Annotated in this window: 19 protein-coding genes; 9 read left to right on the forward strand and 10 right to left on the reverse strand. The window is 64.3% G+C overall.

From position 1 onward, the window contains the following. Positions 1–129 precede the first annotated feature (129 nt). The 3 genes from BSY17_RS01830 to BSY17_RS01840 all read left to right on the forward strand — a co-directional run bounded on the left by BSY17_RS01830 (position 130) and on the right by BSY17_RS01840 (position 3623). The gene (locus tag BSY17_RS01830) at positions 130–1869 is read left to right on the forward strand and encodes a copper resistance system multicopper oxidase (RefSeq protein ID WP_069064111.1); all 1740 of its coding nucleotides are present in this window, start codon (positions 130–132) and stop codon (positions 1867–1869) included. Next, entirely contained in the window at positions 1866–2768 is a 903-nt protein-coding gene (locus BSY17_RS01835) for a copper resistance protein B (RefSeq protein ID WP_069064112.1), read from the forward strand. Before BSY17_RS01830 ends, BSY17_RS01835 begins: the two co-directional genes overlap by 4 nt. Positions 2769–2900: 132 nt before the next feature. Continuing rightward, positions 2901–3623 carry a copper resistance protein B gene (locus BSY17_RS01840; RefSeq protein WP_069064113.1) on the forward strand — a complete coding sequence of 241 codons (723 nt, stop codon included), beginning with the start codon at positions 2901–2903 and terminating at the stop codon, positions 3621–3623. 17 nt (positions 3624–3640) lie between these two features. On the opposite strand, the gene BSY17_RS01845 is transcribed toward BSY17_RS01840, so the two are convergent. From BSY17_RS01845 to BSY17_RS01870, 6 genes are all read right to left on the reverse strand, one after another. Then, positions 3641–4789, reverse strand: a complete 1149-nt coding sequence (locus BSY17_RS01845; protein WP_069064114.1) for a M20 aminoacylase family protein — start codon at positions 4787–4789, stop codon at positions 3641–3643. Positions 4790–5043: 254 nt separating this feature from the next. Beyond that, positions 5044–5538: an Lrp/AsnC family transcriptional regulator gene (locus tag BSY17_RS01850; protein ID WP_043149307.1), complete on the reverse strand. Its 495-nt coding sequence runs from the start codon at positions 5536–5538 to the stop codon at positions 5044–5046. A 19-nt stretch (positions 5539–5557) separates the two neighbouring features. Then, the gene (locus BSY17_RS01855; RefSeq protein WP_150125715.1) at positions 5558–6943 is read right to left on the reverse strand and encodes an aspartate aminotransferase family protein; all 1386 of its coding nucleotides are present in this window, start codon (positions 6941–6943) and stop codon (positions 5558–5560) included. 438 nt (positions 6944–7381) lie between these two features. Continuing rightward, on the reverse strand, positions 7382–8458 hold the full coding sequence (locus tag BSY17_RS01860) for a tartrate dehydrogenase (RefSeq protein ID WP_069064116.1): 1077 nt from the start codon (positions 8456–8458) through the stop codon (positions 7382–7384). 101 nt (positions 8459–8559) lie between these two features. After that, on the reverse strand, positions 8560–10023 hold the full coding sequence (locus BSY17_RS01865; RefSeq protein ID WP_069064117.1) for an NAD-dependent succinate-semialdehyde dehydrogenase: 1464 nt from the start codon (positions 10021–10023) through the stop codon (positions 8560–8562). Beyond that, positions 10020–10877: a GNAT family N-acetyltransferase gene (locus BSY17_RS01870; protein ID WP_069064118.1), complete on the reverse strand. Its 858-nt coding sequence runs from the start codon at positions 10875–10877 to the stop codon at positions 10020–10022. The genes BSY17_RS01865 and BSY17_RS01870 overlap by 4 nt, the downstream gene beginning before the upstream one ends. A 219-nt stretch (positions 10878–11096) precedes the next feature. Between BSY17_RS01870 and BSY17_RS01875 the strand changes: the two genes are divergently transcribed. From BSY17_RS01875 to BSY17_RS01890, 4 genes are all read left to right on the forward strand, one after another. After that, positions 11097–12569 (forward strand): aldehyde dehydrogenase family protein, encoded by a 1473-nt coding sequence (locus BSY17_RS01875; protein WP_069064478.1) that lies wholly within the window; start codon positions 11097–11099, stop codon positions 12567–12569. A gap of 61 nt (positions 12570–12630) precedes the next feature. Next, complete coding sequence (locus BSY17_RS01880) at positions 12631–13017, forward strand: DCC1-like thiol-disulfide oxidoreductase family protein (protein ID WP_052027739.1); 387 nt, start codon at positions 12631–12633, stop codon at positions 13015–13017. Then, positions 13014–14330: an ABC1 kinase family protein gene (locus BSY17_RS01885; protein ID WP_069064119.1), complete on the forward strand. Its 1317-nt coding sequence runs from the start codon at positions 13014–13016 to the stop codon at positions 14328–14330. The genes BSY17_RS01880 and BSY17_RS01885 overlap by 4 nt, the downstream gene beginning before the upstream one ends. A 90-nt stretch (positions 14331–14420) precedes the next feature. Then, the gene (locus BSY17_RS01890) at positions 14421–17177 is read left to right on the forward strand and encodes a hybrid sensor histidine kinase/response regulator (RefSeq protein ID WP_083216978.1); all 2757 of its coding nucleotides are present in this window, start codon (positions 14421–14423) and stop codon (positions 17175–17177) included. 4 nt (positions 17178–17181) lie between these two features. Here the strand turns inward: BSY17_RS01890 and BSY17_RS01895 are convergent, their stop codons facing one another. After that, the gene (locus tag BSY17_RS01895; protein WP_202807671.1) at positions 17182–17769 is read right to left on the reverse strand and encodes a PAS domain-containing protein; all 588 of its coding nucleotides are present in this window, start codon (positions 17767–17769) and stop codon (positions 17182–17184) included. A gap of 135 nt (positions 17770–17904) precedes the next feature. Between BSY17_RS01895 and folE the strand changes: the two genes are divergently transcribed. After that, the gene (gene folE / locus BSY17_RS01900) at positions 17905–18516 is read left to right on the forward strand and encodes a GTP cyclohydrolase I FolE (protein WP_069064120.1); all 612 of its coding nucleotides are present in this window, start codon (positions 17905–17907) and stop codon (positions 18514–18516) included. 4 nt (positions 18517–18520) lie between these two features. After that, positions 18521–19495 (forward strand): NAD(P)/FAD-dependent oxidoreductase, encoded by a 975-nt coding sequence (locus tag BSY17_RS01905; protein ID WP_069064121.1) that lies wholly within the window; start codon positions 18521–18523, stop codon positions 19493–19495. Here BSY17_RS01905 and BSY17_RS01910 read toward each other — a convergent pair. Genes BSY17_RS01910 through BSY17_RS01920 form a run of 3 tightly spaced genes read right to left on the reverse strand, consistent with a single transcriptional unit; the run spans position 19492 to position 20912 of the window. Beyond that, complete coding sequence (locus BSY17_RS01910; protein WP_237236225.1) at positions 19492–19929, reverse strand: DUF3429 domain-containing protein; 438 nt, start codon at positions 19927–19929, stop codon at positions 19492–19494. The genes BSY17_RS01905 and BSY17_RS01910 overlap by 4 nt on opposite strands. Before the next feature lie 40 nt (positions 19930–19969). Then, positions 19970–20701, reverse strand: coding sequence for an SDR family NAD(P)-dependent oxidoreductase (locus BSY17_RS01915; protein WP_069064122.1), 732 nt, complete (start codon positions 20699–20701; stop codon positions 19970–19972). A 52-nt stretch (positions 20702–20753) separates the two neighbouring features. Beyond that, complete coding sequence (locus BSY17_RS01920; RefSeq protein ID WP_069064481.1) at positions 20754–20912, reverse strand: DUF2256 domain-containing protein; 159 nt, start codon at positions 20910–20912, stop codon at positions 20754–20756. Between the last annotated feature and the right edge of the window lie 2 nt (positions 20913–20914).

A 20914-nucleotide genomic window follows, 5' to 3' on the forward strand; every position in this document is an offset into this window, starting at 1 on the left:
GTCACCCTCTCGATGGCGCGCCCCCCTCCGTCTGGCTACGCCAGCCACCTCCCCTCCCAGGGGAGGATTTTAATGCATTACAGCGCCATATTTTTGAGGGATGACGGCGCCCCCCGCGTATGAAGGGGCATGACGCATTTGACCCTTGACCGCCGCACCCTGTTCAAGGGTGCCGCCGCCCTCAGCTTCGCCAACGCCTTCCCCGCCTGGGCGCAAAGCGGCACCCATGGCCTTGCACCAGCGCCGGGCGTGCTGTCGGGCGAGACGATCGCGCTCACCGTGGCCGACAGCCATTTTTCGACCGGCGGCCGTTCGGCCCATGCGATCACCATCAACGGCACGCTGCCCGCGCCGCTGATCCGGCTCAAAGAAGGGCAAAATGTCCGCCTCTCCGTCACCAACCGGCTGAAGGAAGACACGTCGATCCACTGGCACGGCCTGATCCTCCCCTTTCAAATGGATGGTGTGCCCGGCGTCAGCTTCCCCGGCATCCGCCCCGGCGAAACCTTCCATTATGAATTTCCGATCCGGCAATCGGGCACCTACTGGTATCACAGCCATTCGGGCATGCAGGAGGCGATGGGCCATTATGGTCCTATCGTCATCGATCCCGCAGGCGTCGATCCGGTGCAGGCTAGCCGAGAACATGTGATCGTCTTGTCCGACTGGTCGCCGGTTCACCCGCATGTGCAGCTCAAGCGGCTCAAGCAGATGGGCGGCTATTATAATATGCAGAAGCAGACGCTGGCCGGGCTGCTCAAGGGCAAGAACCAGTCCTTGAAGGAGCGCGTCGAATGGGGCGCGATGCGGATGGACCCGACCGATATTTCAGACGTCACCGGCTCCACCTACAGCTACCTCGTCAACGGCCATGGCACGGCGGAAAACTGGACCGGGCTATTCACGCCGGGCGAGCGCGTCCGCCTGCGCATCGTCAATGCGTCGGCCATGACCAATTTCAACGTCCGCCTGCCGGGCCTGCCCATGACCGTGGTGCAGTGCGATGGCCAGCATGTCCAGCCGGTCGAAACCGACGAGTTCCAGATCGGCATCGCCGAAACCTATGACGTGATCGTCCAGCCCACCGACGCAACCGCCTACGCTTTGATCGCCGAAGCCATCGACCGTTCCGGCCTTGTCCGCGCAACGCTCGCGCCGCAGACCGGCATGGTCGCCGCCATCCCGCCGCTGCGCGCGCGCCCGCTGCTGACCATGAAGGATATGGGAATGGACATGTCCGGCATGGACATGGGGCAGGGGGGCGTCATCGACCTGAGCCAACCCGCCAATGAAAGCATGGCCGGGCACAGCATGAAGATGCTCGACCCCTCGGTCGCGCCGGAGGTGCCGATGGGACCGGGCGTGGCGACCCTGTCCTCCATGCCCGCCGATCGCACTGCCGACAGGCCTACGGGGCTGGAAGATGTCGATCATCGCGTGCTGACCTATGCCGACCTGCGCGCGCTGGAGCCGAATGAGGATGTCCGCGGGCCGACCCGGTCGCTCGACATTCACCTGACCGCGAACATGGAACGCTATATGTGGTCGTTCGACGGGGTGAAGCTGTCCGACGGCGCGGAACCGATTGCCTTTCGCCATATGGAACGGGTGCGCGTCACCCTCATCAACGACACGATGATGCCGCACCCCATCCACATTCACGGCCATTTCTTCCAGCTCATCACCGGGGAGGATGCGACCCACAACCCGCGCAAACATACGGTCAACGTCCTGCCTGGCGGCAAGATCAGCTTTGATCTGACCGCCGATGCGCTGGGCGACTGGGCGTTCCACTGCCACATGCTCATGCACATGCATGCCGGGATGATGCGCGTCGTCACGGTCCGTCACGGGGAGGACGCGGCATGAAGCGCCTGATCGTCGCCGCGTTGTTCGCCAGCGCCACGCCCGCCCTGGCCCAGATGGATCACAGCCAGATGGACCATAGCGCGCATCAGATGCCGCCCGCGCCGGAAGCATCCGCCGACCCGCACGCCGGACATGCCATGCCTGCCGCCGACGATGCGATCCCCAAAGGCGTCGCCCCGCCAGTCCCGGCCGACCACGCCGCCGAAGCCTTTTACGACCCCGCCGTCATGGCCCGCGCCCGCGCCGCCATGATACAGGAAAGCGGCGGCATGACTTTCTCGCAACTCATGGTCGATCGCCTCGAATATCGCGCCAACAAGGGCGCGAACGGCTATGCCTGGGAAGGCGAAGGCTGGATCGGCGGCGACATCAACCGCTTCGCCTTCAAGACCGAAGGCGAAGGCGAAGTCGGCGGCCCACTCGAAAGCGCGGAAGTCCAGGCGCTCTACAGCCGCGCGATCGACCCATGGTGGAACCTGGTCGCAGGTGTTCGCCACGACATCCGGCCGGAGCCCCAGCGCAGCTATGCCACGGTCGGCATCGAAGGCCTCGCCCCTTATTGGTTCGAAGTCGAGGGCCAGGCCTTCGTCTCCACCAAGGGCGATGTCCATCTACGCATGGAGGGCAGCTACGACCAGCGCATCACCCAGCGCTTGATCCTGCAACCCGCCGCCGAAGTGAATATCGCGGCGCAGGATGTGCCCGAACTCGGCATCGGGTCGGGCATCTCCAACATCGAACTCGGCCTACGCCTGCGCTACGAATTCGCCCGCGAATTTGCGCCCTATGTCGGCGTCCATTGGGAACGCAAGCTAGGCGACACCGCCCGCTACGCCCGCGCCGATGGGGAAGGCGCGTCGACCGCCAGCCTCGTCATGGGCATCCGTTTCTGGTTCTGACGATCGCGGCACAAGCTGCTGTGGAGCGGCCATAATTTATCATCACGCCCGCTATCGCGTGCCGCTCTTCGCGCGATAGCACCGTGACGCCGCCCTACTCTCTTCCCGATACCGAAAAACGGATCAGGGTAGATGCGGCATTTCGCCCCTTGGGGCTTCCTTTCCTTTGCGTGCGCGCTGGCTGGCGTTGCGCCTGCCGCCGCGCAGGAGGCTGCTGCGGAGGCCGACCCCTTGGTGGTAAGCGGCGGCTTCGACCTCATCGAATTGCGCGCGGGGCAGGGCGACGATGTTTTCTTCTGGGATGCCGCCTTTTCCTGGGGAAACAGCCGCGATCAGGTGATGCTGGTGAGCGAGGGCGGCGGGGCGCTCGGCAACCAGATCGACGAAACCCAGATGCGCCTCTTCTATGGCCGGACGGTCGGCAATACGACCTGGCTGGTGGGCATGCGCAAGGATATCAAGCCGCACCCGCGTGACATCTATGCCGCGATCGGCGTGCAGGGCATGGTCGGCACGCGGCTAAGCTGGGAGACCTATGGCTTCCTTTCGGATGACGGGCGACTGACCGGCGAAGCGCAGCTCATCTATGCCTTGCCGATCACGCAAAATCTCTATCTCGAACCGCGCGTTGCGGTCGGCTGGTCCGCCCAGGCGTCGGACAGGGATGCGGTACGCGCGGGATTTTCCGAAGCGGAAACGACATTGCGCCTGCGCTATCGTCTGAAGCCGAAACTCAATATCTACACGGCCATCGTCCATGAACGGCTGCTGGGCGGCACCCGCGCGCTCGGCCGGTCGCAGGGGGAACCGTTGCAATCCACCGCCGCCGTGATCGGCTTCGGCTTCAGCCTTTAGCCGTCAGCCTTTGGCGATCAGCGCGCCAGATGCCGCTCGGCCAGAGCGACATGCAGTTTGATGCCCAGCGCCAGCACATCGTCATTGAAATCATAATGCGGGTTGTGCAGCGGCGTGCCGCCATCACCCTTCGCCTGCCCCAGCCATATATAAGCGCCCTGGCACGCCTGCAGCATGAAGGCAAAGTCCTCGGAGGTGAAGGCTGGGTCGGGCGCGATTAGCGCGTTCCCCACCGTCGCGGCTGCATCCAGCGCTTCTTGCGCCGCCTCCGCATCGTTGATCGTTGCGGGATAATAGCGTTGATAATCGACGGTCGCGGTAACGCCGTTGGCAATGCCGATGCCCGCGGCAATTTCGCGGATCGATGCCTCGATCCGGTCCTGCACCGCCGGGTCAAAGGTCCGCACCGTACCGCTCACGCGCACCTCGGCGGGAATCACATTATGCGTATGCCCGCCATGGATCTGCGTGATCGACAGCACCGCCGATGCCGTCGCCGCAATCCGGCGCGATATGATGGCGTTCAACTGCTGCACCATCGCGGCGGCTGCCTGGATCGCGTCGGGCGTATCCTGCGGGATGGCGGCATGGCCGCCGCGCCCTTCCAGCACTATCTCGAACTTGTCCGCCGCACCCATGATCGGGCCGGCCCGCGTTGCGATCGTGCCCGCGGGCAGGTCGGGCCAATTATGCAGGCCGAACACGCGGTCGCACGGGAAGCGCTCGAACAGCCCTTCGTTCACCATCTCCCGCGCGCCGCCATGCCCCTCTTCGGCGGGCTGGAAGAAGAAATTCACCGTCCCGTCGAAATGGCGGGTCCGGCTCAACTGCTGCGCCGCGCCAAGCAACATGGCGACATGCCCATCATGGCCACAACCATGGAAGGTGCCGGGCGTCGTGCTGGCATAGGGCAGGTTGGTCTGCTCCTGGATCGGCAGCGCATCCATGTCCGCGCGCAGCCCGATGCTGCGCCCCGACGTCCCGTTGCGCAACACGCCGACCACCCCGGTCCGCCCGATCCCCTCATGCACCTCCAGCCCCAGCGCGCGCAGTTTCTCGGCGATGCGGCCAGCGGTGCGATGCTCGCAAAAGCCAAGCTCAGGATGGGCATGAATATCGCGGCGAAAAGCGATCAACGGTTCGATCAGATCGGATATGTCGGTCATGGCAGCACCCTAAACTATAGCAGTAATCGATCCTCCCCTTGTAGGGGAGGTGGCAGGGCGTAGCCCTGACGGAGGGGTGTCGCCCCCTCGATAGGGTGACACCCCTCCACCACTCGCTTCGCGAGCGGTCCCCCTCCCCTTACAGGGGAGGATGTTGGTGTCCGGCTTGTCAAACTACATAATCGCCTAAACTATATCTTCCAGAGACTATCGTGTTCCCGCGCAGGCGAGAACGCGTTTCCCCCCCCCCAATCCTACCGCTGTTCCCCGAACAGATGCTGGATCGGATAATGATGTTTGATGAAGGGCGATTTGATCACGACGTAGCTGAAATATTTTTCGATGCCATAGTCGCTCTCCAGCATCCCTTCGACGATCGACTGATAATGCGCCACGCCGCGCGTCACGAATTTCAGCAGATAGTCGTAACCGCCGCTGACCAGATGACATTCGACGATCTCGTCCAGCTTGCGGATGCGCGTTTCGAAGCGGGAAAAGTCCCCGGCGCGATGCTCGGTCAGCGTCACTTCGGTAAAGACGGTCAGATATTCGCCCAGCTTGTGCAGGTTGATATGCGCGCCATAGCCAGTGATATAGCCCGCTTTCTCCAGCCGCTTGACGCGGGTGAGGCAAGGGCTCGGCGACAGGCCGACCGCGTCCGCCAATTCGACATTGGTGATCCGGCCCGACATCTGAAGCTGCGTCAGGATCTTCAGGTCGATCCTGTCCAGTCTGGGTCCGCCCAACATATGCCTTGCTCCCCTTATCTTATCCCAGCGCCGCGCGAATATCCGCCTGTTCGAGCAGTCCGTCGAGTGTTTTCCGAATGCGCGCGAATATCTCGTCCATCTCCGCGTCCGACGCGCACAGCGCCGGGGCAAGCCCGATGATAGTGTCGGCAAAGGCGCGGAAGATGACGCCATTGGCATAGCCATCGGCGAACAGGCGATCGGCGACCTTGAGCGACGGGTCGAACCGCGCCTTCGTGCCCTTGTTTGCCACCAGTTCGATCGCACCCAGCAACCCGCGCCCGCGCGTGTCGCCGACCAGCGGATGATCGGCCAGGCCCGCCAGCCCCGCGTCAAAGCGCGCCGCCACCTTCTGCCCGTTCGCCAATATGCCGCCTTCGGTATAAAGGCGCAGCACTTCCAGACCCACCGCCGCGCTGACCGGATGGCCCGAATAGGTCGCGCCATGGCCGATCACGACATCGGCAGCCGCGCCATCGGCAATGCCCTGATAGATTTTGTCGCACATCAGCACCGCGCCCATCGGCACATAGCCAGCGGTCAGCCCCTTGGCGACGGTCATCAGGTCCGGCGTCACGCCTTCCGCTTCGCAGGCGAACATCGGCCCCGTCCGGCCAAAGGCAGTGATGACCTCATCGGCCACCAGCAAAATGTCGAGTTCGTCGCACGCCTGCCGCATGGCTTTGAGCCAGCCGACCGGCGGGACGATAACGCCGCCCGATCCTTGGATGGGCTCGCAGAAGAAGGCGGCGACATTGTCCGCGCCCAGTTCCGCCACCTTGGCCTTCAACTGCTGCACCGACCGCGCGATGATCGCCGCGTCATCGCCCTCCAGATCGCTGCGATAGGGGTAGGGCGATGCGATATGATGCTGCCAGCGCAGCGGCAGGTCGAACCCGCGATGGAAATTGGCGAGCGCCGTCAGGCCAGCGCCGGTGGTGCTGGACCCATGATAGCCGCGCTCCAGCGCGATGCACTGTTTCTTGGCCGGCTTGCCGATCGCATTATAATAATGGGTGATATAGCGGATCGCGCTATCCACCGCGTCCGATCCCCCCAGCGTGAAATAGACATGATCAAGGCCTTCGGGCGAAAGCTCGACCAACCGCTGCGCCAGTCGCACCGCCGGTTCGCTGCCGAAATGGAAATAGCCCGTCGCATAGGGCAGGCGGCGCATCTGCTCGGCGGCGACCTCGGCGATGCTGTCCTGACCATAGCCGACATTGACGCACCATAGCCCGGCAAAGGCATCGAGCAACTCTTTGCCGTCCATGTCGGTGAGCCACATGCCCTTGCCGCTTTGCAGCAGCGTCGCGCCACGCGCTTCATGCCCCCGGAAGGAGGTGACGGGATGGATCAGGTGATCGCGGTCGATGTCCAGCAGGGATCGGTTGGATTGGTGCATCGTCGGTTTGCTCGCCATGGATGGTTATGGAGGCCAGCCTATCGTCCCACCACGGGCGCAAAGCCCGATATGGCACCAATAGCGACCATCGCCGCGCTTAATCATGAACCAACGCAGCATATTATGCCGCTGTCCTACAGGAGGCTCACCATGCTATGATTGAATGGCTTTAGAACCGGGGCCGATGACGAAAGAAACCGACCCCGGATGCTGCCCGCGCCTGATCCTCCCCTGTAAGGGGAGGGGGACCGGCGAAGCCGGTGGAGGGGTGTCGCCCTATCGAGAGGGTGACACCCCTCCGTCAGGGCTACGCCCTGCCACCTCCCCTTACAGGGGAGGATTTTGTAAAGACGTAATCGCCTTTCCGATAGGATCAGGCGACCGCAACAAAATGTTGCAATTGGCGGGAAATATGCGAAGTTAAGCGGTCCCAGCCCATCACGCCAGCGCGTCGGCAATCGCCTTGCCGCATTGCTCGGTATTGGCCGTGCCTTTCAGATCGCCGGTGCGCAGGCCGGGTTCCGCCAGCACGGTTTCGACCGCGCGCATGATCGCGGCGGCAGCGTCCGCCTCGCCCAGATGCTCCAACATCATCGCCGCCGACCAGATTTGCCCGACCGGATTGGCTACCCCCAAGCCCGCAATATCCGGCGCGGACCCATGGACCGGCTCGAACAGCGACGGATGCGTGCCATCCGGGTTGATATTGCCCGACGGTGCGACGCCGATCGTGCCGGTGCAGGCCGGGCCAAGGTCGGACAGGATATCGCCAAACAGGTTGGACGCGACCACGACATCGAACCGATCCGGGTTCAGCACGAACTGCGCGGTCAAAATGTCGATATGATATTTGTCATGGGTAACGGTCGGATAATGTTTGGCCATCTCGACAACCCGCTCGTCCCACCACGGCATGGTGATGGCGATGCCATTGGACTTGGTCGCGGAGGTCACATGCTTGCGCTCCCGCGTCGCGGCCAGATCGAAGGCATAGCGCAGCACCCGGTCGGTCCCGTGCCGTGTCATCACCGTTTCCTGGATCACGATCTCGCGATCGGTGCCGGGGAACATCTTGCCGCCGACCGAACTATATTCGCCCTCGGTATTTTCGCGCACGACCCAGAAATCAATGTCGCCCGGCTCACGGCCGACGAGCGGGCAGGGGACGCCGGGCATCAGCCGCACCGGGCGCAGATTGACATATTGGTCATATTCACGCCTGAACTGGAGCAGCGAGCCCCAGAGCGACACATGATCCGGCACCGTATCGGGCCAGCCAACCGCACCGAAGAAGATCGCGTCGGGCTTGCCGATCCGCTCCTTCCAGTCGTCCGGCATCATCTGGCCATGCTTGGCATAATAGTCGCAACAGGCGAAATCCTGCCATGTCTGTTCGATCGAAAAGCCATACAGGCTCGCCGCCCGCTCCAGCACGCGAATGCCCTCCGGCATCACTTCCTTGCCGATACCGTCGCCGGGAATGACGGAGATGGAATAGCTGCGATTGTTCGCCATAAAAACTCCCGTTCGGGCTGAGCCTGTCGAAGCCCTGTTCTTTCTTGAAGTGAAGTGCGGCCCTTCGACAGGCTCAGGGCGAACGGAATTTTTACGTGTGGTTACAGTTTCAACCCACCGATATGAAACGCCTTGGTCTCCAAATATTCCTCGATCCCGGCATGCCCGCCTTCGCGGCCCAGGCCCGACATCTTGACCCCGCCAAAGGGGGCAACCTCCATCGCGATCGACCCGCTGTTCAGCGCGACCATGCCCGCTTCCAACCGCTCCGCCACGCGAAAGGCGCGGTGCAGATTCTCGGTGTAGAAATAACTCGCTAGACCATAGCTGGTCGCATTGGCCAGTTCGATGCCTTCCTCTTCATGGGTGAAGCGGAACAAAGGCGCGACCGGGCCGAACGTCTCTTCCTCCGCCAGTCGCATGTCCCGCGTCGCGCCGGTCAGCACCACCGGCCGGGCAAAACGCTCGCCCGTCGCGCCTTCGGGCGCCTGCGCAAACAAAGTTGCGCCCTGCGCCAGCGCATCCTCGACATGCGCCTTCACCTTGGCAGCGGCGGCGGTGTTGATGAGCGGCCCAATCGTGCTGCCCGGCTGGTCGCCTGGCGCAACATTGAGCGCCGAAACCGCCTTGGCCAGTTTCTCGGCAAACTGGTCATATACCGCGTCCTGCACCAATATCCGGTTGGCACAGACGCAGGTCTGCCCGGCATTGCGGAACTTGCTGACCATCGTGCTGGCCACGGCCAGGTCGATGTCCGCATCGTCGAACACGATCAGCGGCGCATTGCCGCCCAGTTCAAAGCTCACCCGCTTGATCGTATCGGCACATTGCCGCATCAACAGCGCGCCGACGCGGGTCGATCCGGTGAAGGACAATTTGCGCACCACGGGACTAGCGGTCAGCGCCCCGCCGATCGCCGTCGGCATCCCGGTAACGATGTTGAACACGCCCGCCGGAAAGCCCGCTTCCTCCGCCAGCTTCGCCATGGCCAGCGCGCTATAGGGGGTCAGTTCGGAAGGCTTGACCACCACCGGACACCCCGCCGCCAGCGCAGGCGCGCATTTGCGCGTGATCATCGCGGACGGGAAATTCCACGGCGTGATCGCCGCCGAAACGCCGACCGGCTCCTTCATCACCAATATGCGACGATTGGCTTCCGGCGCAGGGATCATGCCGCCTTCGACCCGGCGCGCTTCCTCTGCAAACCATTTGATGAAGCTCGCCGCATAGCGAATTTCGCCCTCGGCTTCGGCCACCGGCTTGCCCTGTTCGGCGGTCATGATCCGGCCAAGATCGGCGACATTCTCCAGCACCAACGCATGCCAGCGCTCCAGCACGGCAGCGCGGTCGGCTGACGTCCGCGCCTTCCACGCCGGGAAAGCCGCCTCCGCTGCGTCGATCGCCGCCTGCGTATCGGCCTCGCCACAATCGGGCACAGTGCCGATGATCGCGCCGGTCGCGGGATTGTCGACCGGCACGTTCGCACCGGAGGCAGCCCTGACCCATGCGCCGCCAATATAGGCGCGTTCGACGAAAAGAGCGGGGTTGTTGAGCGAGAGGGTCATCCGAGCGCCTGTGTCGTGAGGGAAAAGACTTGGACGGCTACATCCGTCTGCGGCAACGGCCCGCGCACCATGCGCATGACCCGGCCGACGCAGGGCAGGCCCAACTCGTCGAGCCAGCCGCCCAGCCCGCTTTCTTCCGGTATGTCGAGCCGACAGAAGGTGCCGCTGTTCGACCCCAGCCAGTGCGAGATCAACGCCTTCGCCCCGCCGACATCGGGCGCGATGGTCGGCCCCACCACATAGCCACGTCCGAACCGGCGAAACAGTGCGAAGCCGACCGGCTCGTTGCTGCGCGTCAGCACCACGCCCTGCGCGCCCGGCACCAGCGCATCGAGCAGCGCATCACGGTTCATGCCCGTGGCCCGGCGCGCCAGATCATGCAGCGACGGCATATCCTTCGCGCCCAATGGCCGCACCCGCTCATCGGGGATCAGTTCGGCGACCGGCACGGAAAATGCCGCGCCCTGATGCTGGAACACCGGGCCGATGCTCTCAAACCCCAGCTTGCGATAAAGCGGCGCCCCTTCGTCGGTAGCGTTCAGCAATATGGTGCGATCGCCCAGATCGGCCATCACCGCTTCCATCAACCGGCGGCCCAGCCCCATGCCCTGCGCAGCGGGCGAGACGATGACCATGCCCAGCGTCGCGGCATCCAGGCCATAGAGCCACGCCATGGCCGTGCCGATCACGTGGCCGTCGCGCTCCGCGACATAGCCGAGGCCAAGGCTCAGCAGCATCTCCCAATCTTCGATCCGGTGCGGCCATTTCTGTTCGCTGGACAAGGCATGGCCAGCGGCCAGATCATCCACGGTCATGCGCCGCAGGTCCACCATCGCCTCTATGCCTGTCGCCATGCGTCTTGCTCCATTGGCGGGAAAGGGGTGCCCGCCTGTCTTGGTCGGAATCATCGGATTCCCATTGTCGGCGCGACCATAAATGCCGCGTTCAAGCATTGGCTGCTGCCTTCGCCCCGATTTTGGAAGATTATCGCGCAGATTTTCCTGCGCAACTGCAACACATGCCGCGCGCGATCCATATTCTGTTCGCCAGCCCGCCGAGAGGAAAGCCGCGCCATGGACATTTTCAACCCCGACCTAATTGCCCTGCCGCAGGGGAGCAATTTCATCGGCGGGCGGCGTGTCATCGGGCGCGGGCCGGCCATTCCGGTGCGGCGCCCCTCCGACGCGCGGATCTATGCCGATCTCGACAGCGTGGACGAGGCGCAACTGGGCCAGGCGGTCGAGGATGCCCAGCGCGCTTACAAGAGCAGCGGCTGGGCGCAGACCGACCCGCGCGGACGGATGCGCGTGCTGCGTCGCTGGGCCGACTTGATCGAGGCCGACATGGAGACGCTCGCCCCACTCGAAGCGCTCGGCTCGACCCGGATGATCCACGAAATCCGCGCCTGGGATGTGACCTATACGGCTGAAACGGTGCGCTTCTTTGCCGAATGGGCCGACAAGGTCGGCGGCGAGGTGGCGGCGACCACGCCCGACAAGCTCGGCCTCACCATATACGAACCCTATGGCGTCGTCGCGGCGATCGCGCCGTGGAATCTGCCGCTAGTCATGGCTGCCTGGAAAATCGCGCCTGCCATCGCGGCGGGGAACAGCATCGTCCTCAAACCTTCGGAAATGACACCGTTCAGCATCGTGCGCCTCGCCGAACTGGCAATCGAAGCGGGCTTGCCTGCGGGCATCTTCAACATCGTGCAGGGCGATGGGCGATCGGTCGGCGATCCGCTGGTCCGCCGACCCGAAGTGGCTAAGGTCACCTTCACCGGATCGACCGCGACCGGCGCGGCGATCATGACCGCCTGCGCCCAGACCGGGCCAAAGCCGGTTACGCTGGAACTCGGCGGCAAAAGCCCGCAGATCATCTTCGCCGACGCCGCGCTGGACAAGGCGGCGGCGATCGTCGCGCGGGCGATCACGCTCAATGCGGGCCAGGTCTGCGTCGCTGGCTCCCGCCTGCTGGTGCAGGAGAGTGTCGCAGACCAAGTCATCGATCGCATCATCACGTCTTTTGCTGCGCACAAAATGGGGCAGACCTGGGCCAGCGACAGCACGCTTGGCCCCATCATTTCGGAAGGACAGCTCGACCGGATCGATGGCATAGTCCAGCGCGCCGTGGCCGCTGGCGCGCACGTCCTGACCGGCGGTGGTCGCGCCGCCGCGCCGCAGGATGGCAGCTATTTCCAGCCCACTTTGCTGCGATATGCTGCGCAGCAAAGCGAGGCGGTGCAGGGTGAGATTTTCGGCCCCGTACTGACCGTCCAGACCTTTGCCGACGATGATCAAGCCTATGCGCTGGCCAATGACAACGCCTATGGCCTCGCCGCTGGTGTACATACCACGGACGTCGCGCGCGCCCTGCGCGCCACCCGTTCGCTTGAAGCTGGGACCATCTGGGTCAATCGCTATGGCCGCAGCAACGACTTCATCCTGCCCACCGGCGGCTATAAGCAATCAGGCATCGGCAAGGATCTGGGGCGGGAAGCCTATCTCGCCAACCTCAAGACCAAGGTCGCGCTGATCGAGTTCTGAAGGCAGGGCGTGCCCGAAAGACCATGTCGCGCCGACGGCGTGGGCATGGGAAGCGCACCACATGAACACAGCCCTCCCCCACGGTGATCGCGCCGCCACTGGTGACGCTCGCGTGACGGTGTGGTATGATGGCGCATGTCCCTTATGCCGCCGCGAAATTGATCTGATGCGCCGATTGGACCGGCGCGACCGGTTGCATTTTGTCGACGTAGCGCGCGACGGCGCTACTTGCCCGATCGACCGTGCCGCCCTGCTGGCGCGCTTCCACGCCTGCGAGGATGGCCGGATGCTGGAGGGCGCAGCGGCCTTCGCCGCCATGTGGCGCGCCATTCCGCTGCTCCGTCCCTTGGGCCTGCTCGCGCGCTATCGCCCCGTTCTGGCGCTGCTCGACCGGCTTTACACCTACTTCCTGCGCTGGCGACCGGCGCTGCAAAGGCGGCTACGATGAGCGATCGCTATCGCAAAGTGCCCTCGGCCCGACTGTCGCGCTTTGCCGCCTTCGGTCAGATGGCGGGCGGCGTAGCATCCGGCATGGTGGCGGAGGGCGCAAGGCGGCTGGCGCGCGGGGAGCGACCGCAAATGCGCGACCTGTTGCTCACGCCCGGCAATGCGCAGCGCGTGACCGAACAATTGTCGCGCCTGCGCGGCGCGGCGATGAAGCTTGGACAGATGATCTCGCTCGACGCGGGCGACATGCTGCCGCCGGAACTGACGGCGATCCTCGCCAAGTTGCGCGACAATGCCCATCATATGCCGCCTGCCCAATTGCAAAGGGTGCTGGCAACGCAATGGGGGCAGGACTGGCGGCGGCGCTTTGCCCATTTCGAAGCCAGCCCGATCGCGGCCGCCTCGATCGGCCAGGTCCATCGCGCCCGCCTGCCCGATGGCCAGGTAGTCGCGGTAAAGGTGCAATATCCCGGCGTCGCCGACAGTATCGACGCCGATGTCGACAATGTCGCGACCCTGCTGCGCCTGTCGGGCTTGCTCCCCCCGGCGCTCGACATCGCACCGCTGCTGGGCGAGGCGAAGGTCCAGTTGCATGAAGAGGCCGACTATCTACGCGAAGCGCGGCAGATGCAGCTCTATGCCGATCGGCTGGCAGACGACCCCCGCTTCCTTGTGCCCCGTCCGCTCGACGATTGGACCACGGACCAGGTGTTGGTGATGGATTATATCGCAGCGGACTCGATCGACACGCTCGCCGACGCATCGCAGGACGTGCGCGACCGGTCCATGGCCGCGCTGCTCGACCTCGTGCTGCAAGAACTGTTCGTCTTCGGCCATATGCAGACCGACCCCAATTTCGCCAATTATCGCTGGCGCCCTGAAAGTGGGGAAATCGTGTTGCTGGACTTCGGGGCCGCGCGTCCGGTACCGCCTGAAACGACCAACGCCTATCGCACGCTGTTGCGGGCTGGCCTGACGGGCGACAGGGATGGTCTGCGCGCGGCGCTCATCGATGTGGGCTTCGTGTCGCCCGCCCTTGTCGCGCGGCATGGCGCGGCGCTCGATGCCATGATCGACACGATCATCGCCCATGTGCTGCGCCCCGGCCTGTTCGACTTCGCCGATCGCAGCTTCGTCGCGCGCCTCCGCGAGCAGGCGACGCCGGTCGTGGCCGATACGGCCAGCTGGCACCTGCCGCCGGTCGAAACCATGTTCGTCCAGCGCAAGGTCAGCGGCACGGCGTTGCTCGCCGTCCGCATGCAGGCCCGCCTGCCACTGGTGGATATGGTCGCGGGGATGGTGGCGCCGGACTAGCGGCCGATTTTGGGACATGGCGGCCCACGGTTCGGCGCAAATTCCGTGACATGAGTTGACACATTCCCGTCATCGCGGCAGCGCCGGACGATGACCATCCGCCAGACTCGCAGCATCGCCCTGACGCCCGAATGGGACGGCTTCATCGCCGATCAGATTGCCAAGGGCGTCTATGCCGATGCCGACGCGATATTGCTCGCCGGTTTGCAGGCGCTGCGCGATGGCGCACAGGCGGCCCATCCTGTGCTGCCGGGCTGGCCCTTCGGCGGTGGCGAATGTGGTGCCATCGTCCGCCGCTTCGACTGGGCCTCGACCGCGCTGGGGGCGATTGCGACATGGTCGGTCGAATTGCGCGCGACGGTCGGCAATATCGTCAATTCGCCAGTGGCCAAGGTACTGATGTGGGGATCGGACCATGTCATGCTCTATAATGACGCCTATGCCCAGATCGCAGGCGCGAACCACCCCGCCGCGCTGGGCGGGACGGTGCGCGGCGTCTGGCCGGAAATCTGGGACTTCAACCAGCGGGTGCTGGAAGCCGGGCTTAAAGGCGAAAACCTCTCCTATCTGGAACAACCCTTGGTTCTCAACCGGGGTGGCGTGTCGCAAACCGTCATTTTCGACTTGTTCTACACGCCCGTCTTCAATGGCGACGGCACGGTCGGCGGGGTGATGTGTACCTGTATCGACAATAGCGTCCGCGCCAAGTTCGAAGCCGACCTGTCGCTCAGTAACAACCGCTTCCGCATGGCGATGGAGGCGGTGCATGGCGTGCTGTGGAGCAACAGCGCAGACGGGCGGATGGTCGGCGAACAACCCGGCTGGGCGGCGCTCACCGGCCAATCCTATGACGAATATCAGGATTTCGGCTGGGCCAATGCGGTCCATCCCGACGATCAGGCCGACAGCATTCGCAGCTGGAACGAAGCGGTCGCGGCCAAGCGCATGTATGTCCATGAACATCGGCTGCGCCGCCATGACGGCATGTGGCGCGTCTGCGCCATCCGCGCCCTGCCGATCCTCAGTGATGCGGGCGAGATCATGGAATGGGTCGGCGTCCACACCGACATCACCCACCAGCGCGCAGCCGAAGCGGCGTTGCGCGAACAGGCCGACATGCTGGCGCGCCAGGTGCGCCATCGCGAACGTGCCGAAGACCAGCTGCGCCAGCTCAACGAAACGCTCGAAGCGCGTGTGATCGCGGAAATCGATGAACGGCGGCGGACGGAAGCCAAGCTCGCCCAGGCGCAGAAGATGGAGACGATCGGCAAGCTGACCGGCGGCGTCGCCCATGACTTCAACAATCTGCTGCAGATCATATCGGGCAATCTGCAATTGCTGGCCAAGGATGCGGCGGACAATCCGCGCGTCGAAAAGCGGATCAACAACGCGATGGCGGGCGTCTCGCGCGGCGCCAAACTCGCCAGCCAGTTGCTCGCCTTCGGGCGGCGGCAGGCGCTCGAACCGCGCGTCGTCAACGCCACCCGCTTCGTGCGGGGTATGGACGACATGTTGCGCCGCGCGATCGGCGAGGGCGTGGAGATCGAAACCGTCGTGGGCGGCGGCCTGTGGAACACCTTTATCGATCCGGCCCAGTTCGAAAATGCGCTGCTGAACCTCGCCATCAACGCACGCGACGCGATGGACGGGCAGGGGCGCCTGACCATCGAACTTGGCAATGCCCATCTCGACGCCGACTATGCCCGCGCGCATGATGAAGTGACGCCGGGCCAATATGTCATGCTGGCGGTGTCGGACACCGGCTCCGGCATGGACGTCGACATTCTTGCCAAGGTGTTCGAACCCTTCTTCTCGACCAAGGGCGAAGGCAAGGGGTCGGGCCTTGGCCTTTCCATGGTCTACGGCTTCGTCAAACAATCGGGCGGCCATGTGAAAATCTATTCCGAAGTCGGCGAAGGCACGACCGTCCGCCTCTATCTGCCCCGCTCGATCGAAAGCGAAGATGCCGAGGTCCAGATGGACAGCGGGCCGATCAGCGGCGGCACCGAAACTGTGCTGGTGGTCGAGGATGACGAGGAGGTCCGCGCGACCGTGGTCGAGGTGCTGACCGACCTTGGCTATAATGTCCTCAAGGCCCCCGACGCGGCGGCTGGCCTCATCGTCATCGAAAGCGGCATGCCGATCGACATATTGTTCACCGATGTCGTGATGCCCGGCCCGCTCAAAAGCCCCGAACTCGCGCGCAAGGCGCGCGAACGGCTGCCCAATCTCGCCGTCCTCTTCACGTCGGGCTATACCGAAAATTCCATCGTCCATGGCGGCAAGCTGGACGCCGGGGTCGAACTTCTTTCCAAACCCTATACCCGCGAAGCGCTGGCGCGGCGCTTGCGGCACGTCCTCGATAACCAGCGGCAACGCAACGCCATCGCGCAGCAGCCGGGCGACACCCCCACAGCACGGATCGGCGCGACGGTGCTACTGGTCGATGACGACGCTTTGATCCGCCAACATGCCGCCGAAATCCTCAAAAAATCCGGATGCCTGGTAATCGAGGCTGGCAGCACCGAAGACGCGATGATGGCCTTGCAGACGGCGCCGGTGGACGTGCTGGTGACCGACCTGCATCTGCCCGGCGCGTCGGGTGTGGCGCTCGCCGAAGCGGCCCGCGCTCAACGCGGCACGATCGCCATTTTGTTTGCCACGGGCGACGGGCAACTCGCCGCGCGCGACGCCCTGCCCGGCGACATGGTGCTGAACAAACCCTATGACGCGGTCCAACTGATCGAGGCTGTCCAGGCCGCGATGCGCGCGCATGACTTGCGGCCCGATCCCGAAGCACTGATCCCGCCCGCGCCCCAACCGATGCGGGAGGTGGAGAAGGACTGACCGCTCAGTAGCCCGCTTCCACCGCCAGGCGGATAGCGTCGGCGCTGGTCGTTACGCCCAGTGCCTTGAGCAGCGCGGCCTTGTGCATCTTGACCGTCCGCTCCGACAGGGTGAGCGCATAGGCGATCTGCTTGTTGAGCTTGCCCGTCGCCATCAGCATCAACACTTCGCGCTGCCGCACGGACAGGCGCGAAATCTGCGCATGGGCCTGGGCGCGGCGGGCGACGATGCCGATCGTCGGGTCCATCACCTCGACCTGCGACCCCAGAAAATATTCCAGCACGCCTTCCTCGTCGAAGATCGGCGCAACCAGCACGGCATTGCGGAACGGCGTGCCGTTCTTCTTGTAATTCAATATTTCCACCAGCGCTGGCCGTTGCTGGCGGATCGCCGTGCGCAATGTCTCGGTCAGCCAGGGTTCCGTGTCTGCCCCAGACAGAAAGCGGCAATTATGCCCGACGATTTCATCACGGCTAAACCCTGTAAGTTCCATAAATGCCGCATTGCATTCGATGATGGGATTATCGGGCAGGCGCGGATTGCTGATGACTGTCGCGACCGGACTGTTGGCGATCATTTCTACTAAGGACATGCGTAATCTTAATCCCGTAAACGGCTGATGCACCATGCCCGGTTGGACATGTTGTGGCACTACCCCCCTTAGCGGCATTGTTGACCAGACGCAGCGGCACGAAGGTCGTGGCAATGACGGATCGAGGGGTGCCCGATGAACTTCATGTTGCATGATCATGACGCGTTTGACGAGTCCGACACGCAAATCATCCCCGATACGGTGCTGGAGGCGGTGCGCACCCTGTTACGCTGGTCGGGCGACGACCCGGACCGCGAAGGCCTGGTCGATACCCCCAAGCGGGTCGCCCGCGCCTGGCAGGAATATTGCAGCGGCTATCAGGAAAATCCCGCCCTGCATCTCGACCGGACGTTCGAGGATGTCGGCGGCTATGACGAAATCGTGCTGCTGAAGGACATTCCCTTCCATTCGCATTGCGAACATCATCTGGCCCCCATCACCGGCAAGGCGTCGATCGCCTATCTGCCGCGGAACCGGGTCGTCGGCATATCGAAACTCGCCCGCGTGCTGCATGGCTATGCCCGCCGCCTGCAGGTGCAGGAACGGCTGACCGCCGATGTCGCCCAGTGCATCTGGGATCATCTGCAACCTCATGGCGTCGCCGTGGTGATAGAGGCGCAGCATGGCTGCATGACCGGGCGTGGCGTGCGGACGCCGGGCGTCTCCATGGTGACCAGCCGCCTGCTGGGCTGTTTCCTGACCGATGCTGGCAGCCGCAAGGAATTGCTGGCGCTGATGGGATATTGAACTGATGCGGGTCGCAGTAATCGGTGCGGGCATGGCGGGGCTATCCTGCGCCGATGCCTTGCGGGAAGAAGGCCATGAGCCCGCCCTGTTCGACAAGGCACGCGGGCCGGGCGGGCGCATGTCCACCCGCCGCTGCGACAGCCCGCTCGGCACCATCGCCTTCGACCATGGCGCGTCCCACTTCACCGCGCGCGGCGCGGCGTTCCGCCAGCTGGTGGGCGAATGGCACATGCAGGGCGTCGTCGCGCCCTGGTCCGTCGCCGGGCGCGATGCCTGGGTCGGCACGCCGGGCATGAATGCGCCGATCAAGGCCATGGCCGAGCGGCATCCCGTCACCTGGAACTGCCCGATTGCGGGCGTCACCCATGATGGCCAGCATTGGTGGTGCCGGGGCCAGGACATATCCTTTGGCCCGTTCGACGCGGTGGTCATCGCCGTGCCGGTCGAACAGGCATTGCCGCTCATATCGCTCCATGATTTTCAGATGGCCCGGCTCGCCATGACGGTCGGCTCGCAACCCTGCTGGGCGGGCATGTTCGCCTTTGCCGAACCGCTCGACATCGGCCCCGACATGATCCGCCATATCGGCCCGATCGGCTGGGCCGTCCGCAACAGCGCAAAGCCGGGCCGGACCGGGCCGGAAGCCTGGGTGGTGCAGGGGTCAGCGGACTGGTCAACGGCAAATCTGGAGGAAGATGCCGACCGGATTGCCACCCTGCTGCTCGACGGTCTGGCCCATGCCACCGGCCTCACCCTGCCGACTCCGGTGGTCCGCATGGCGCATCGTTGGCGTTATGCGATGCCTTCGGGCTGTTTCGCCAACGCGCTTTGGAACCCTGCGCTGCAAATCGGCATGTGCGGCGACTGGCTGGCGCATGGCTTTGTCGAACAGGCCTGGCAGTCGGGCAAGGCGCTGGCCGGGAAAATGCTAGGCCTGGCGCAGGATGATGGCGCAATGGGGATTGCCCGGCGCGGCTAAAGCAGCCCCGCCAACAGCGTCAGCCCGCCCAGCCCAATTGACAAATGCCAGCGCAGTTGCAGCCATCCGCCAAAGCCTTCCCGCCCGCGCACGATCAGGCGATCGACCAGAGGCGAGGCGATCAGCGCCACCGCCAGGATCATCAACGACGGTCGGGGCCAGTCCCACCCCAGCACCCAGGGCAGATAGGTGGCCAGCGCGATCAGGCTGGGCATCACCGCCGCGACGAATATCCAGCGCGGCGGCTGCGCGATCGCGAGGCCCAGCCCCCACCACACACCGCCCAGAAAGGAAAAGATGAAGGCGGCATAGCCATAGGCCACCGCCATCGCTGTCCAGTATAGCTCCGGCCCGCCTGTCAGCATGGTGCCGATGGCGGCCATCTGCGGCAACAGCCCGCTATAGCCGAGCAGCCGGGCGGACCCATTCATCATGTCCGTTGCCTCTCGCATTCGCCGTCTTCCTCTCGATCCGTCAGAACGGAATGACCGCGCCATCCCAGCCATAGCATTGGCCCGACGCTTCCGGCCCCAGCCCGTCGATCACGGATAGCAAGTGCCGGGCCGATAGCTCCGGCGGAAACAGCTTGTCCGGCGCGACATTGCGCTGAAAGGGTTGCGACAATCCGCTATCCACGGTGCCCGGATGCAGCGTGACGGCAATGGCCTCCGGGTTGATCCGCGCCAGTTCGATCGCGATGTTGCGGACGATCATGTTGAGCGCAGCCTTCGACGCGCGATAGGCGTGCCATCCGCCCAGCCGATTGTCGCTGATCGACCCGACCCGCGCCGACAATGCGGCAAAGACCAGCCTGCCCTGACGCGGCGGCCGCACCAGCATATGTTTGGCGATCAGCGCCGGTCCAGTCGCATTGACCGCGAACAGCCGCGCATAGGCGTCACCGCTCTGGTCACGCAGCGATTTTTCGGGCCGCAGATCGTCCCCGTGCAGCAGGCCGGTCGCGACGATGATGATCCGGGGCGGGGCATCGTCCATCGCCCGCGCCGCCGCCGCGATCGAGGCTTCATCCTCCAGGTCGAACGTAAAGGGCCGTAACTTTGCACCCTGCGCCACCGGGCCGCGCCCACCCGCATGGACCAGCGAAATCGCGTCGCTCGCCGCGAGTTGCGCCGCCAACGCCGCGCCAATGCCGCCGCTCGCGCCGAAAATGCAGGCGGGAACCGGGGGAAGGGAGGTGTCCGTCATAGCAATGGCCTTGCGAGGTGTAGCGCGCGCAGGCCAGATGGCCGATCGGGCATCATCGATTCTTGCGCCGCAAGTTGCCCTTGCACCGCTCCGAACAGGTCTTCACCTCGTCCCAATCGCGCGCCCATTTCTTGCGCCAGGCAAAGGGCCGCCCGCACGCCGCACAGATTTTCTCCGGCAGGGTCGATTTGGTATAGCGCTTGTCCGTCATCA

The sequence above is a fragment of the Sphingobium sp. RAC03 genome, assembly GCF_001713415.1.
GTDB lineage: Bacteria > Pseudomonadota > Alphaproteobacteria > Sphingomonadales > Sphingomonadaceae > Sphingobium.